Source organism: Paenibacillus sp. FSL H8-0034, assembly GCF_038000305.1.
Classification (GTDB): Bacteria; Bacillota; Bacilli; order Paenibacillales; family NBRC-103111; genus Paenibacillus_S.
The window spans coordinates 1,345,030-1,358,350 of sequence record NZ_JBBOBS010000001.1 but is presented as its reverse complement, the minus strand read 5'-3'; the positions used below and the strand labels follow the sequence as shown (position 1 = coordinate 1,358,350).

General features: G+C 44.0%; 18 protein-coding genes. 6 read left to right on the top strand and 12 right to left on the bottom strand.

What is annotated here, in order from left to right; all coding sequences use genetic code 11:
• Window positions 1-153: 153 nt before the first annotated feature.
• The 4 genes from NST47_RS06140 to NST47_RS06125 all read right to left on the bottom strand — a co-directional run bounded on the left by NST47_RS06140 (window position 154) and on the right by NST47_RS06125 (window position 2,884).
• On the bottom strand, window positions 154-906 hold the full coding sequence (locus NST47_RS06140; protein ID WP_341154343.1) for an SDR family NAD(P)-dependent oxidoreductase: 753 nt from the start codon (window positions 904-906) through the stop codon (window positions 154-156).
• A 77-nt stretch (window positions 907-983) separates the two neighbouring features.
• The gene (locus tag NST47_RS06135) at window positions 984-1,772 is read right to left on the bottom strand and encodes a nucleotidyltransferase domain-containing protein (protein ID WP_341154342.1); all 789 of its coding nucleotides are present in this window, start codon (window positions 1,770-1,772) and stop codon (window positions 984-986) included.
• 193 nt (window positions 1,773-1,965) lie between these two features.
• On the bottom strand, window positions 1,966-2,658 hold the full coding sequence (locus NST47_RS06130; protein WP_341154341.1) for a hypothetical protein: 693 nt from the start codon (window positions 2,656-2,658) through the stop codon (window positions 1,966-1,968).
• Between the two features lie 46 nt (window positions 2,659-2,704).
• Window positions 2,705-2,884, bottom strand: coding sequence for a hypothetical protein (locus NST47_RS06125; RefSeq protein ID WP_341154340.1), 180 nt, complete (start codon window positions 2,882-2,884; stop codon window positions 2,705-2,707).
• A gap of 494 nt (window positions 2,885-3,378) precedes the next feature.
• On the opposite strand from NST47_RS06125, the gene NST47_RS06120 reads away from it, so the two are divergent.
• Genes NST47_RS06120 through NST47_RS06110 form a run of 3 tightly spaced genes read left to right on the top strand, consistent with a single transcriptional unit; the run spans window position 3,379 to window position 4,877 of the window.
• Entirely contained in the window at window positions 3,379-3,729 is a 351-nt protein-coding gene (locus NST47_RS06120) for a hypothetical protein (RefSeq protein ID WP_341159615.1), read from the top strand.
• Window positions 3,730-3,745: 16 nt separating this feature from the next.
• Window positions 3,746-4,117: a MerR family transcriptional regulator gene (locus tag NST47_RS06115; protein ID WP_341159614.1), complete on the top strand. Its 372-nt coding sequence runs from the start codon at window positions 3,746-3,748 to the stop codon at window positions 4,115-4,117.
• Between the two features lie 25 nt (window positions 4,118-4,142).
• Window positions 4,143-4,877 (top strand): SDR family oxidoreductase, encoded by a 735-nt coding sequence (locus tag NST47_RS06110; RefSeq protein WP_341154339.1) that lies wholly within the window; start codon window positions 4,143-4,145, stop codon window positions 4,875-4,877.
• A 485-nt stretch (window positions 4,878-5,362) separates the two neighbouring features.
• On the opposite strand, the gene NST47_RS06105 is transcribed toward NST47_RS06110, so the two are convergent.
• From NST47_RS06105 to NST47_RS06080, 7 genes are all read right to left on the bottom strand, one after another.
• Window positions 5,363-6,490, bottom strand: coding sequence for an NADH-dependent flavin oxidoreductase (locus NST47_RS06105; protein ID WP_341154338.1), 1,128 nt, complete (start codon window positions 6,488-6,490; stop codon window positions 5,363-5,365).
• 82 nt (window positions 6,491-6,572) lie between these two features.
• Window positions 6,573-7,136 (bottom strand): TetR/AcrR family transcriptional regulator, encoded by a 564-nt coding sequence (locus NST47_RS06100; protein ID WP_341154337.1) that lies wholly within the window; start codon window positions 7,134-7,136, stop codon window positions 6,573-6,575.
• A gap of 69 nt (window positions 7,137-7,205) precedes the next feature.
• Entirely contained in the window at window positions 7,206-7,568 is a 363-nt protein-coding gene (locus NST47_RS06095; protein WP_341154336.1) for an aminoglycoside adenylyltransferase domain-containing protein, read from the bottom strand.
• Window positions 7,569-7,797: 229 nt separating this feature from the next.
• Window positions 7,798-8,391, bottom strand: a complete 594-nt coding sequence (locus NST47_RS06090; RefSeq protein ID WP_341154335.1) for a TetR/AcrR family transcriptional regulator — start codon at window positions 8,389-8,391, stop codon at window positions 7,798-7,800.
• Between the two features lie 53 nt (window positions 8,392-8,444).
• Window positions 8,445-9,335 carry an SDR family NAD(P)-dependent oxidoreductase gene (locus NST47_RS06085; RefSeq protein ID WP_341154334.1) on the bottom strand — a complete coding sequence of 297 codons (891 nt, stop codon included), beginning with the start codon at window positions 9,333-9,335 and terminating at the stop codon, window positions 8,445-8,447.
• 80 nt (window positions 9,336-9,415) lie between these two features.
• Window positions 9,416-9,718, bottom strand: coding sequence for a GNAT family N-acetyltransferase (locus tag NST47_RS37120; RefSeq protein ID WP_445667355.1), 303 nt, complete (start codon window positions 9,716-9,718; stop codon window positions 9,416-9,418).
• A gap of 242 nt (window positions 9,719-9,960) precedes the next feature.
• Entirely contained in the window at window positions 9,961-10,236 is a 276-nt protein-coding gene (locus tag NST47_RS06080) for a hypothetical protein (protein WP_341154333.1), read from the bottom strand.
• A 411-nt stretch (window positions 10,237-10,647) separates the two neighbouring features.
• On the opposite strand from NST47_RS06080, the gene NST47_RS06075 reads away from it, so the two are divergent.
• A complete protein-coding gene (locus NST47_RS06075) occupies window positions 10,648-10,809 on the top strand; it encodes a hypothetical protein (RefSeq protein WP_341154332.1) in 162 nt (53 codons plus the stop codon).
• Window positions 10,810-10,864: 55 nt separating this feature from the next.
• On the top strand, window positions 10,865-11,176 hold the full coding sequence (locus tag NST47_RS06070; protein ID WP_341154331.1) for a hypothetical protein: 312 nt from the start codon (window positions 10,865-10,867) through the stop codon (window positions 11,174-11,176).
• 459 nt (window positions 11,177-11,635) lie between these two features.
• Here the strand turns inward: NST47_RS06070 and NST47_RS06065 are convergent, their stop codons facing one another.
• Entirely contained in the window at window positions 11,636-12,043 is a 408-nt protein-coding gene (locus tag NST47_RS06065) for an NUDIX hydrolase (RefSeq protein WP_341154330.1), read from the bottom strand.
• 703 nt (window positions 12,044-12,746) lie between these two features.
• Here NST47_RS06065 and NST47_RS06060 point away from each other — a divergent pair.
• Window positions 12,747-13,151, top strand: coding sequence for a VOC family protein (locus tag NST47_RS06060; protein ID WP_341154329.1), 405 nt, complete (start codon window positions 12,747-12,749; stop codon window positions 13,149-13,151).
• Window positions 13,152-13,321 lie beyond the last annotated feature (170 nt).

Here is a 13,321-nt window from a genome sequence, read left to right as displayed (position 1 = left end):
ATAGTGTATCCTTAATGGATTGGGAAGGGTTATTCTCATCATCCCGATGTGCGAGATGCAGTATGGTCTTTTCAGCCTGACAGCCAAACAAGCCTGAACGAGATCGTGAAGATCTCAGCTCAGGCTTGTTCTATAAGATGGATACTATGCAGATTACTTTGCCGTAACGCCTCCATCTACAGGTAATTCAATACCTGTAATATAGGAAGACGCATCCGAAGCCAGGAATAACACCGCTGCCGCCACTTCAGAAGCTTGTCCTACCCTTGGGAGGGCTGTCTGGGACAAGAACCACTTCAGCATCTGCTCGTTATGTACAAAATCTGAGCTCATCGGCGTCTCAATAAAGCCGGGGTGAACCGAGTTGACCCGAATGTTATCCTTGCCATAATCAACGGCAGCGGCTTTGGACAGCATGCGAACACCGCCTTTGGAAGCTGTGTATGCACCTGCGCCGCTGCTCCCTGTAAGACCAGCAATGGAAGAAATATTAATAATGGATCCCCCCTTGTTGGCCTGCATATGTGGAATAGCGTGTTTCATCCCAAGGAAGGTGCTCTTCAAATTGATGTTCATGACCTTGTCCCATTGTTCAATCGTCGTCTCCAACAACCCAGTAGCCAATGAAATCCCCGCATTATTAACCAGCACATCCAGTCTGCCGTATGTCTCCATAGTTCCGGCCACGACCTTGATCCACTCGTCCTCCATTGCAACATTATGCGCATAAGCAACCGCTTGTCCGCCGATTGCTTCAATCTCCTTCACAACAGCTTGTACGGCAGCAGCATTAATATCGGTGGCTACGATTTGGGCTCCTTCCCCAGCAAGCAGAATCGCTTCCTCGCGTCCCATCCCGCTTCCAGCACCCGTCACAATAGCTACTTTACCCTTCAGAATCCCCATATCGGCATCTCCTTTTTTCAACTAAATAGGCAACTCAGCTTCTGCCATACAGGTAATTTCTACTATTGGGTAAGTTTCTATGCAAGGGACCAAACTTCCTCGAGTGCCGAACGGAACAACTCGTCAAGCCGATTAGTCAGACCACCCTCAGCAGAAGGCATATTGGATACCGTTCTGTCGTAGTAATTGATTCTATCTTCCAGGAACTCATTGATCGGGTTGATTCTTGCTTCGTAATCCATCTCATCCCCAGCGATTTTCCGAACCAGCAGCTCTTGAATAATGCCCTTTAGCTCGCTGCCCTCTGGTACCAGGCCTTCTACCAATAAATCAAACTCGATAGGCGGCATGGTATTGTACTTCTCAATCCACTCACACGCCAGGATCGGACGCAGTACATAAAAATATTTTTTAATCTTCACTTGATCTCCCTGCAAATACTCCCGGTAATTCCCCTTCGCCATATGCAGATAATGATGCATGCACGAATGCGGTGAGAAGGTTGTTGGAGAAATGCCGCGGATTTGTTCAGCAACCGAATAGTTGTCCATATATACCATCGGCGACTGCAGCCATTCCAGCAGCGGCGGATTGGATTTGCGAAACAGCTTCAAGGCTTTCTTCAAATCCCAGCCGTTAATATCCAGCATATTGTTGACCGGACGCTCAATTACATCCCGTTTATCGACAATGGACAAATACCACTCTACCGGTCGGATATATATAAATCTGACGTCGTAATCGCTGTCCTGTGAAGGAAATCCCCACGCACGACTACCCGATTCACATGCATACAAAATCCGAACCTGTTCATCCCGCTCAATTTGTTGCAACTCTTCCTTAATAAGTCGCTGATAATCGGTCATCTGGCACTGCCTCCTTCATCCTGCACGTTGTGTCGCTTCTGTTTCTATTATCGCTGAAAATAGGCTAAGCGAACATGGCACAAGTATGACGACTATCAAAAAAGAGAAGCTATCTCGCGACTAGCTCCTCCACTATGGTTCTCCGTTTGCCGTCTGTACAGCACAGATTATGAAAAGGGTTAGAATCCTACTGCTAAGGCTGCAGCTTCCGTTCCGTCGCTTCTAGAGCTTTGAGTTTTTGCTCATACTGACGCATTAGAGCTGAATCGGGCTCATCGTGGTGCTTTTCGAGGAATGCCTGAAGTGCCAGGCGGTATTCCGAAATGAATTTCGGATTGGTGGGGCTTGTTGCAAGTTGGCCTTCGGCTTTTATAACCGGTTTTAGATTTTCATTAATTACCCATTTTTTACCATACTCTGATTTATCGCTCATGATGAGAATATTACGTTCGAAACCTGTTACATATTTGGCCACGAAAGCTTCACCCTTGGGCGGAATAAGAATGGCATTGCGCAGCGGATAGATACTGGCGGACATGGTAGTGAAATTCGTCGCCACATCTTGCCCATCGGAGGTTTTAAGGACTACTTCGTACTCCCAAACATATTGATCATTGTACAAGGAATTTGTTTCCTCTGCATAAACAATGATTGCAGTACCCTCCGTTCCAACTGCGTTAAGAAATAATGAATTTACATAATGTGTGATAAAGATATTGAAAATTGCTGCCAGAAAACCCACAGTTGGCAAGATAAAAAACCATTTGTAGTGGTTACGCCATATCGTTAAGAGGATACCCATGGCAAAGCTTAAGAATAAGATTATCAAAAATGACCAGATCGGGTAATGCGTCAGGAAATACAAGACGGCCGAGATCATATACATGTATATCTGGCCGTACGCTTGCCACTGGACGCTCTGTGCTCGTAATTCAGATCTTCCAGGTCAGCACTGCCGAACCTATGCGCACCGGAGAGACGGATACGACGCGTGCTTTACCTCCAAGTTGAAGGGCAGGCCGCAGTCGAGCAGTTAATTGAAAATGACCGAGATGGTTAGTGGCGAATTGCGATTCATAACCGCAAGCGTCTCTCGCCAGTGGTGGGACCATAATGCCTGTGCTGTTCACAAGAATGTGCAGTAGCCGACCTGAAGCAAGGAAACGTTCCGCAAAGGCATCGATGGTTGCAGAGTCGTTTAAAGTTCAATACCTTTAATACCAGCGACTGCTGCGGCAGCCTTATCCCGTGTTCGCGCTGGGACGATAAGCGTCGCCCCTGCAGCCGCCAGTACGCGGGCTGTCTCCAAACCGAGGCCAGAGCAGAGTAACAACCTGTGACGATAGTTGTCTTACCGGTCATACTCAGCCCCGTATGGGACATTCGCTCCGTATAAAATTTTTTAAGAATATACCCTGTATGTAGCATTCCTAAACAATGTACATTAAGCTAACCCTTGTAAAAGAGCAATAACAGAGTAAAATAATATCGCTTGACCTAAACTAAGGTTTAGGTATTATTCTTTTCTTGTATCCAAATATTTATAAACCCATGGAGGTGATTTAAATTGTCATAATTTTCTTTTGTAACTGGTTCTAACAAAGGTATTGGATATGAAATTGTTCGCGAGCCAGCTAATAAAAATTATCATGTATTTTGGGAGGCTCACAATGAGAAATTAGGAATAGAAGCTGTTGAATCCTTAGGTTTCCCTAATGATAACTCATCAAAAACCGCCGTCAACTCAATGATATTAGCCTTAGGAAAAGAATTTGCTACAAACGGCCCTGAGATTCTAGGCATGACAGCTGATTTTACCACAACTGATCTCAACGGAAATAAACCAGGTAGTCATACAGCAGTTGATGGTTCACAAATCGTCACAAACTTTGCACTGAGTAATGAAAATTACAACGGAAAAATTCTGAATGAAAAAGGAATTATCCCTTGGTATTAAACGAGGTATAGCCAGTATGAAATATACGATCGGACAAGTCGCGAAAATGAAGCATCTGACCATTTCTCAATTGCATTATTACGACAGACAAGGACTTCTTCCCTTTATCGAACGAAAAGAGAATAGCGATCGGATTTTCAATGACGAAGCGCTTAAGTATTTGGATATGATTCTATGTCTAAAGGATACGGGAATGCCAATTAAAGAAATTAAAAATTTCATTAGTTGGTCTATGAGTGGAGAGGATACAATCCCACAGCGATTGGAAATGATGAAACAACAAGAAGTAAAGGTTCTTCAACAAATCCACGAAATAGAAGCGAATTTAATTAAGATTCAAGAGAAAATAGCCACATATCAACGTGATTTACTAAGCAAGGATAACTAATAACATTACAAAGAGGAGTATTCATATGAAAAAATTGAATTCGAACACGATTCTCATTACCGGGGGCGCAGCAGGGATTGGACTGGCGTTAGTTGAAAGATTTGTAAAATCAGGAAACAAGGTAATTATCTGCGGAAGACGCGAGGACAAGTTGGCAGAAGCAAAAGCAAAAATCCCTGAGATTCATACCTACAAGTTTGACGTCTCCAAGGAAGAAGATCGAATCGCGTTATACGAGCAAGTGACGCGTGACCATCCTGACGTAAACGTACTGCTCAATAATGCAGGTATGCAGCGCTATCTACAGTTGGATGAAAAGGAGCCTTGGAAGAATACCGAATCCGAAATTGCAACGAATTTGGATGCGCCGATTCATTTGGCAATGCTCTTCACACAGCATTTTATTGGGAAAGAGTATGCAGCTATTATGAATGTGACTTCGGGTCTTTCCCACGTACCGCTTGCAGTAACTCCCGTATATAACGCGACTAAAGCAGGTCTACATTCGTTCACATTGTCTCTAAGAAAACAATTGGAAAAGCACAGCATTGAAGTAATCGAGATAAGTCCGCCGCATACAAATACGGATCTTGGAGCGCCGGGGGCAAACACAGCTGGCATACCAATTGAAGAGTTTGCGGACGCAGTAATGAAAGGCCTGACAGATGGAAAACAAGAAGTAACTTACGGCTGGTCTCAGTTAACCGCGCAAGCGTCACGAGAAGAACGTGACGCAATGTTTAAGCAGTTGAACGGCTAATCTTTTCTCCACCCATAATAACGAAAGTTGTCGGAGTACAAGAACATAGTCGAGTAGATGAATGACAAGAGGAAGTATCCTTTTCAGCAGCTCTAATTAATATCATTAAAACTAGCAGGGAACGTTAGTGAAATAATCACGTGACCGCCTATACCTTAATGGTAGTCACATTTTGTGCAAGAAAGAAACAACATAGTACGATAACAAACCCAACAAAAAAGAGGGATTCGCCCCCCCTCTTTACTATTTCCGCCAATATATCTCAACTATTAGTCTTTCCTGACCAACAGTGAGTAACACTCCACATAATCCGAGTGCTGTAACCTGCATACCTACTGTCACTTTTAGCATTGCTGCTCCTATTGGCAACTCTATTTTCCTCTGTACCAGTATGTGCGATATGGTTCATCGCGTTGCCTGTAACGGCAAGTTGCACGGGTCCTCCTTGGCGGCCTGGCATGTCATATTCTGAATCTTGGCACTCCTTAATCCACGACAGGGAACCATCCGGGTATGCTGGTTATCATTCCCCACAAAATATCGGGAACTACCAGTTCTTTTTGAGCTGTTCGGGGAAGTGTCGTTCTAATTTTCTTTTCCTGTCCGCTTTGTACCTTCTCAACCCATTTGGGCTCCATGATCAAGGCATGACCCATTGTTACTAGTGGGATTCCAGTCTCCAGTGCTTTAACGACATCATCCGGTGTGGAAAGTCCGCCAACACCGATTACAGGCACACGATTACCTACACGCTCCTGAACCATTACTGTACGTGACTTCGTACTGCTTGATCCTTCCCTCCTCGGTTCACCCCAGAAATGATCCACGGAAAGATGGATGTAGTCTAGGTTCTGTACGGCCAGAACATCCACGAATTGAAGCGTATCTTCCATTGTGATGCCGGGATCTTCTCTTTCCTCCGGAGAAATTCTGTATCCAACCACAAACGGTGATTTTGCATGTTTTGTAACCATTTCTTGTACGCGTTTGATGATTTCAAGAGGGAATCTCATTCTCTTTTCTAATGTCCCGCCCCATTGGTCTTCTCTTCTGTTGGAATGTGGAGAGGAAAATTGCTGAATCAAGAAGCCATTGGCGCCATGAATCTCAACTCCGTCAAATCCGGCTTCAATCAGCCTTCGGGTTGCATTCGCAAAATCATCAATAACATTCTCAATTTCCTCTTCTGTCATTGCCTTTGCGGTAACAGATCCTTCACGCTCTGCTGCAACTGCGCTTGCACTTAACGGTTGTGCTCCAGACAGCAAAGCCGGATTACTTCTATGGCCCGCATGATAAATTTGGACAAAAGCTTTGGAACCTTGTTCATGAATAGTGTTTGCCAATGTTTTCAGGCCTGGGAGCAGAGCGTCATCGTCAACGCCGAAGCCCGTTTCGAGCATTTTTCCATTTTGCGAAACAAGGGCACTGCTGGTAATCACGGCGCCTACACCCTGAGCCCGTTCAATATAATAAGCCAATTCTTCATCAGTAACGGCTCCGTCAGACTTTGATGCTCCAAGGGTCATAGGCGCCATCATCACCCTGTTTTTCAACTGCACTCCAGATGGAAACTCGAATGGTTCGAAAATAGATTTGTAATTGTTGTTCATGTTTGCTCCTCTTTTCTTTAAATTATTTTATATTAAGGACCTATCGGTCCAAAACTATCAAAAAATAAAAGTACACTTTTATCTATCTCAAATTGCTTAAAATTACAGAAACGAAATCTACAATTCTGTCTTGATTTGTTTGAGCTCGCACCATCACATTTATACCTTGTAAGGAGACCGTTAAAAATCGAGCAAGCTTTAGTGAATCGATTTTAGACTGAATAGAACCATTGATTTTACCAATCTCAATTGCATTTAAAAATGCATGTTCAACATCTTCGAAATCCTTTTCAATCATTTTTTGAAATTCTTTATCATGAGGCGCCAATTCGATAGCTTCATTTGACGTCATGCAACCCTTGCTAACGACATTAAGGAGGGCCATAAAAAATAATTCGATACCCTGGTATACATCCTCGTTACTCAAATAATTATTTAATACCGATAGACGCTCCTCGCGATATAAATCAAATGCTCTCACAAATAAATCATGTTTGTTACCAAAAGTCTCATATAAACTACTTTTACTAAGTCCAGTAACATGTAGCAAATCATTTAGGGATGCCGCTTCATAACCTTTTGTCCAGAATAAAGTCATCGCTTTCCTTAATACATCTATTTCATCAAAGTTGCGTGGACGAACCATTCGTATCTCACCTCCTTAAAAATAATATACACCATTCCGAACCGATAAGTCCAGAACAAAAAATATATTTTAGTCGATACGCTGCCAAGCGTACCGATTCGGGGCAGCATTGGAGATATTGTTCAACTTATATACATGATTAGCTTCCAAATGAATAAATCTAAGCAATGCTAACAGGTCGGTCAATCTTGGGATTTGTGATTTATAGTAACGATTGGGTTGAATTCGCTTTATAGCTATTGCTTCATGAATAAGTCCGTGCCACTTTTCTGGCAATTCATTAATGCCATAGTTACCAGATCCAATTTTGCTTGTTATATCATGTTCTTTTAACGTATACAACTGTCGCAACATTCCGAGAGTACACCACTCAACTGCTTTATCAAGCTGCTCAACATTGATGTCCTGTTCCGATAAATTAGCAAACGACAATTTTTTCTCTAATCTATTTATCCAATTAACCCAATAGCTATTTAGGTTACTAATTACATATTCGAGCAGAGAAGCAATTTCTAAATCGTAATTGAACGTTAAGTCGGTGCCATAGATCCTTATACCGTGTTTTTTTTAACGATTAATAACAACTAACCCGCATGATGCGCGCTTAAAGAAAATATCGTCGCGACCGAGCAAGACACGCCTTGCTCGGGTCGCGGCGATTTCATTTCAGAATCAACTTCATTAACCGATCGACTTCGCTCTGCCAATCGCCATAGATGCCGGGGACATCCTGTAACATCAGACCGGTAATGACCGAGAAGTAGAAGAACAGCAGCTTATGCGGCTCATCTTCGCTGAACTCGCCAGCCTGCTGCCCTTGATGAATTAACGGAACCAGTTGCCCGATCATCCGGTCGGGCGAATAGCTCTCCAAGATTTGCTTTGTCTGCTCCGGCACCCCTTCCTCAATTTGTGCGTACCGCAGAAGCATGAAGTAACTCTTGTGGCTTTCGTCCAGCATAGTCAACGTGAACGCTCTTAAACGTTCCTTTGGCGAGCCGGACAGCTGCGAGACGTCTGCCAAGGACGTCTCCGCTTCATCGAGTGCTTCTTGCACGAGGATCGTGAAGAGCTCTTCTTTGGAGCTGAAATATCGGTAAGACAATCCTTGGCTGACGCCGGCTTCTTCCGCGATCATGCTCATCTTCGCCGCCTGCAGCCCCCGCTTGGCGAATACTTTCAAAGCAGCTTTCTTAATTCGTTCCCTTCGGTCGTCGGCTAAAGCTTCTGGCTTCTGATCTTGTACTTGCTTCATCTTCATTTCTTCCTTCCCGCTTATCCCCGTTTGTGAATTCCTCTATTCCGCTATTATAGCTGATTCTCGCTCATTTCCCATAACCGTTTCGCTGCAGCCGGATCCTGTGCCTGACCGGAAGGAATGATGCGCTGCATATCCTTGTAATAGTGCCCACTCGATAAGGACATTTCATCGGAATCCGCGAGCCAAACCAGTGTCTCGGCCCCTTTCTCCTGTGTGCGCGAAAACTGCTTCATGACCGCCATCGTCATGCGGGCCAACAGACCGTTGTCCTGATTAAAATTCGTCGCCACGAGCCCGGGATCGAAGCAGGCTGCCGAAACGCCGAATCCCTCCAGACGCCTTTCCAGCTCAGCCGTGAACATGATATTGGCAAGCTTCGTTTCGCCATAGCGGAAATTGGGGCCGCCAATCAGAAGATGCGGGAAACGATAGTATTTCCGGCCGCTCAGGTCATCGAATCCGATACCGTTCCGGGCCATCTTATGCCCATGGGAGGCGGTCGTGATGATACGTCCATGTCCGCTTCCCTTCAACTTGTTAAGGAGCAGCTTTGTCAGTAGGAACGGAGCCATATGGTTAACCGCCCACGTCATCTCGATACCGTCTTCGGTAGTAAGATGCTTAACGAACATCGCGCCCGCATTATTGATCAGAACATCCAGCCTCGCCCATCTGTTCTGAATGTCCTTCGCCGCATCGCGAATCGACTGCTGCGAGGCCATGTCGGCCAGAAAAATATCCACCTTAGCATCATTCCCTGCCGCCGCCTTCAATGTCACCACTGTCGCTTCCGCCTTCGCTCGGTTGCGGGCGACAATCCCCAAAATTGCGCCTCGTTTCAAAAGCTCCTTGGCCGCAGCCAAACCGATTCCGCTAGTTGCGCCGGTAATGATGACGTATTTGCCTTTTATCGACCAAGTTCCCTTTTTTGCTTCCATTGTTTTTTTACACTCCTTTTATAATGAATGAACAATTCATTCATTTATAGCTTTAAGAATATACAGAGCGACGGAAAATGTCAACAGCTATTTTGAAGGCTTGTTACCTCTAGTAAACGGACTGCTCCCGCAGAAAATATCTTTTCGTAACCTTGCCTTTGGTAGTAATCAATATTCTCGTTCTTACCTGTTAATAAAGTTACAAACTTACAAACTTTTTTTGAAGTGGCTATCTCAAATTGTTCCAATAATCTTTTGCTTATTCCTGTTTTCCTGTAGTCTTCTTTGCCAAATAAATAGTTAAGGTAGGCATGTGATGTAGAAGTCTGGTCGATTATCACTAATGCGAAACCTACGACTTCACCATCATTTACAGCGAACAAACATGTATCACGAAAAAGACATTAAAAATTGAGATAGATTGAATTTCTTTCCTTAGGTAGTATTGAGCAATCCATTTCAGCAATTTGAAGTGCAGTTACATCATTAATCTCTTGTATAATTACTTCACCCATATCCTCAGCTCTTCTAAACGTAGATATATATATCCATTAATAACATATTTTTACATTAGACTGCTCGTTACTTTAATAAACAAAAGAAGAGCTGCCGCGAAGCAAACCCCTCAACTAGAGTATTTGTTAGCGAAATCCCCAGTAGGCTTGCCACTGTCGTCGGCCTTCGTCTGTTGCTGCCGGAGCTTGACCAGCTGCTCGTACCGCTCGCGGATCTTCGGTATTGCTTCCTCGCGTAACTTTTCGAGCCTCTCATTTGAAAGACGATCGAGTTCCTTTTTCTGCTCCGGGCTGACCTTGTACACTTTCGTCGTTATGATCTCGCTTGTTTCATACACCGTTTTCGCTTTATCTAGAGCCTGTTTCTCCTTGTCCATGTTCGACATGTTCTCCTGCCTCCTTTGTTTTGGGTAACTTTGTTTCCCTCTTTTCTATATATTATCACATCTGTCTGACCTCCGTTTCAGCTACCCTTACAAAACGGCTGTTAAGTTACAATAGTCTCCTGTATTGCGTTAAACTACTACCCTATAGTTTAATAAAAAAAAGGAGACCCACAGCAACGGGCTGTGGGTCTAAGTTTATATTTAAAGGGAGTCGACTCTTATTATATTCTCGAATGATTAATACAATATGAAAATAAGATTTCAATCATTCCATTGATTACCGTAGGCCAATTGCTTAATCACACCAGTGGACTTCCAAGCCCCGTCCTGTCTGAGGGTGTGACGGATGCGGATATGTAGTTCCTGAACTGGACGCCGGAGCAATATGTCGAATTAACCATCCATCAACCCGTGGAATTCGAGTTTGGCATCCAACAACACTACGTGAACATCAATTACTTCCTTGCCGGCCTGCTGATCGAGAAACTGACTGGCAATCCATACGAGGTAGAAATTCAATCTCGCCTTGTGCAATCATTAAGCTTACTAGATCCTACCCGGGAGCGATACTAGAATTGTAGGCACGAATGCTCTTCGATACAAGGCAGTCGATCATGAAGGAAAGACCGTGTTTGTAGATGTGACGGAAGGCAACCAGTCTTTCACTTGGGCCGCAAGCCAAATCATATCAACCACCTCAGATCTGAACACCTTTATGACCGCTCTGTTCGGTGGTAAGCTGCTGCCCTCTGATGTACTCGAGAACATGTTTACCGTCCCCGAAGTCCCTACTTGGAACAAAGACGGCAAAGATGTCGGTCGGGCTACATTAAGTATGGGCATGATAAGAACCACGATCAAAAGTGTCACCTTCTGGGGGAAAATCGGTGCAAGACCGGGTTATTGCAACGGCATGTTCGCCACTCGCGGCTTGCAGTGAAGGCTCGTCTACTCCATTAATTCTACCGATGCCAAGGGAGCCGGCGAGAATCAGCCGGGCAATAAAGTCGGGATGATTGCCTTTGGTTTGAAATAAGCGGTTCCACCCAGAATACAGACCATAGCCCATTCGACAGGGAATAATACTCCATGATTTATTTTCAAATCAGCACAAAAAGCGCGCACTCTACAAAGTTCATAAAGAGGGTGCGCTTATCGCGTTTTTAAATTTCCCGAGCTTCCATTCCCATGGCCGCCCACTACTCCTTGGTCGGTCTTAAAGCATTTGCAATCTGACTGCCTCTTCCTGGATAGGATCATTATCGACATCCATTATATAATAAAATAGGGTTACTATTTCCATATGATTGCATTAAACTACCAGTTTGCGTAAAGCGGCTGCCGAATTATTAAGATAGCCGCGAATCTGATGTTTATTCAACTATTGTTCCTCGTCAGTTCAATCTTTTTGCTCGATATAGTTCAATAAAAATTCTTTATCCTCAGGAAAGGATAGCTGAAGTTCTTTTACTTGCTCCACTGTTTTCCAAGCAATTTCATGTATGAGTCCATCAGGATCGTGGATAGTCGGCTGTCCATTAATAATCTCCACCTCAAAATACGTCATTTCGTACTCCACGGGACCATGTGACCCTTGCTTTTCTTTGATTTTATGAATGATTTTGCTTTGGTAACCAGTCTCTTCAAAGACTCCCCTAATACAACACTTCTCTAAAGTTTCCTCGTTTTCTTTACCTCCAGAAGGCACCGACCATCGTTTTTCCTCTTCTGGCTTACCTTGTAAAACAGTATGTATTTGTCTTTCAGAATTCACACGTAAGCCTGCTGATCCAATCCATTTGTTCAATATTCAATCCTCCTAAATTCATCTATTTTTGTTCAGCTTTCTGTACTCTTTTTACCTACTCTATCCTTTCAATCATAACCTTGATTTTCAAAGTAGGTGTTTTGATCAGGTGTCCTACCCTTACAACTTATAGTTCATATGTTCCTTTATTTCAGCAACTTGTTTGTGTATTTCGTCGAGCTTACGATGTAGTTCCTCGTCTGTTCTTTTTCTCGACTCGTACGTTTTTAAAAAGCGATAGAGCAGATATATTGCTGCCCACGGAGATAAGAAAAATATGAAATTTACAATTTGCCCGATTACATATAATGACATGTTTGTTTTCCCTCCTACCCTAAATAGTACCATATTTTGGATAAAGGGGTAGGAAATCTGTATAAAATCACTTATTTTGTGATCATGTAACCAAGGCAGCTTTCAAAACCGTAAGGCTATTCGACCGAAATGGACTTGCTGAACAACTATACCAAGATTGAGATCGGGGAACGCGGCAATTTCCATATCGTGTACGGACGCATTCCAAAAGCGAATTCGGGAGTAAGCTCGAAAAATGTTAAAATTCTACTGACATACAGTTGTCAGTAGCGTCTTTTTATAATCGGAGTAAGTAAACACAAAGGAGTGGGAGATAAATGCGAAGTATTTTGGCCCAAAATGATTGGATGCGGTATTGTGTCATTTATTATAGGAAGGATGGTATCTCGTGAATTTTGCTTCTGTACGCATTATAACCGACGACGTAGATCGTCTCGTCGAGTTTTATGAGAAAGTCATGGGTGTTTCTGCGGAACGCCCCGCGCCTGTCTTTGCCGAACTTGTTGTGCCATCGTGCACCCTGGCGATCGGCCACTCCCAGACGGTGCAACTGTTCGGCGCTGGTTCCGCAGTGGCGGCCGACAATCACACTGTCATCATCGAGTTCCGCGTCCACGATGTCGATGCCGAATACGAGCGCTTGAAGCCATTTGTCGACGAGTGGGTTAAGGAACCAACCACGATGCCGTGGGGAAACCGTGCTGTGCTGTTTCGCGACCCCGACGGCAACCTGATTAACCTCTTCGCGCCGGTGACCGAGGAAGCGATCAAACGGTTCAGCGGTAGGCGTTGATGGACAATTGAAGTGAGTGAGGCAGCTGTTATATGTTACCCCGTGGTGTCTACAAAAAACGCGATAACGCATCAAACAAACAGAAATGCCCTATTTTACCACTTTCCCCTTTCATGCGAAGATTATACCTTCGGCCAATAAAAAGAAAATGACTTGTAGAGCATTTCTTA

Excerpts from the sequence above, each read along its gene's own strand:
- NST47_RS06140 (WP_341154343.1), bottom strand. The coding sequence starts at position 906 with ATGGGGATTCTGAAGGGTAAAGTAGCTATTGTGACGGGTGCTGGAAGC.
- NST47_RS06135 (WP_341154342.1), bottom strand. The coding sequence starts at position 1,772 with ATGACCGATTATCAGCGACTTATTAAGGAAGAGTTGCAACAAATTGAG.
- NST47_RS06130 (WP_341154341.1), bottom strand. The coding sequence starts at position 2,658 with ATGTATATGATCTCGGCCGTCTTGTATTTCCTGACGCATTACCCGATC.
- NST47_RS06125 (WP_341154340.1), bottom strand. The coding sequence starts at position 2,884 with ATGGTCCCACCACTGGCGAGAGACGCTTGCGGTTATGAATCGCAATTC.
- NST47_RS06115 (WP_341159614.1), top strand. The coding sequence starts at position 3,746 with ATGAAATATACGATCGGACAAGTCGCGAAAATGAAGCATCTGACCATT.
- NST47_RS06110 (WP_341154339.1), top strand. The coding sequence starts at position 4,143 with ATGAAAAAATTGAATTCGAACACGATTCTCATTACCGGGGGCGCAGCA.
- NST47_RS06105 (WP_341154338.1), bottom strand. The coding sequence starts at position 6,490 with ATGAACAACAATTACAAATCTATTTTCGAACCATTCGAGTTTCCATCT.
- NST47_RS06100 (WP_341154337.1), bottom strand. The coding sequence starts at position 7,136 with ATGGTTCGTCCACGCAACTTTGATGAAATAGATGTATTAAGGAAAGCG.
- NST47_RS06090 (WP_341154335.1), bottom strand. The coding sequence starts at position 8,391 with ATGAAGCAAGTACAAGATCAGAAGCCAGAAGCTTTAGCCGACGACCGA.
- NST47_RS06085 (WP_341154334.1), bottom strand. The coding sequence starts at position 9,335 with ATGGAAGCAAAAAAGGGAACTTGGTCGATAAAAGGCAAATACGTCATC.
- NST47_RS06080 (WP_341154333.1), bottom strand. The coding sequence starts at position 10,236 with ATGTCGAACATGGACAAGGAGAAACAGGCTCTAGATAAAGCGAAAACG.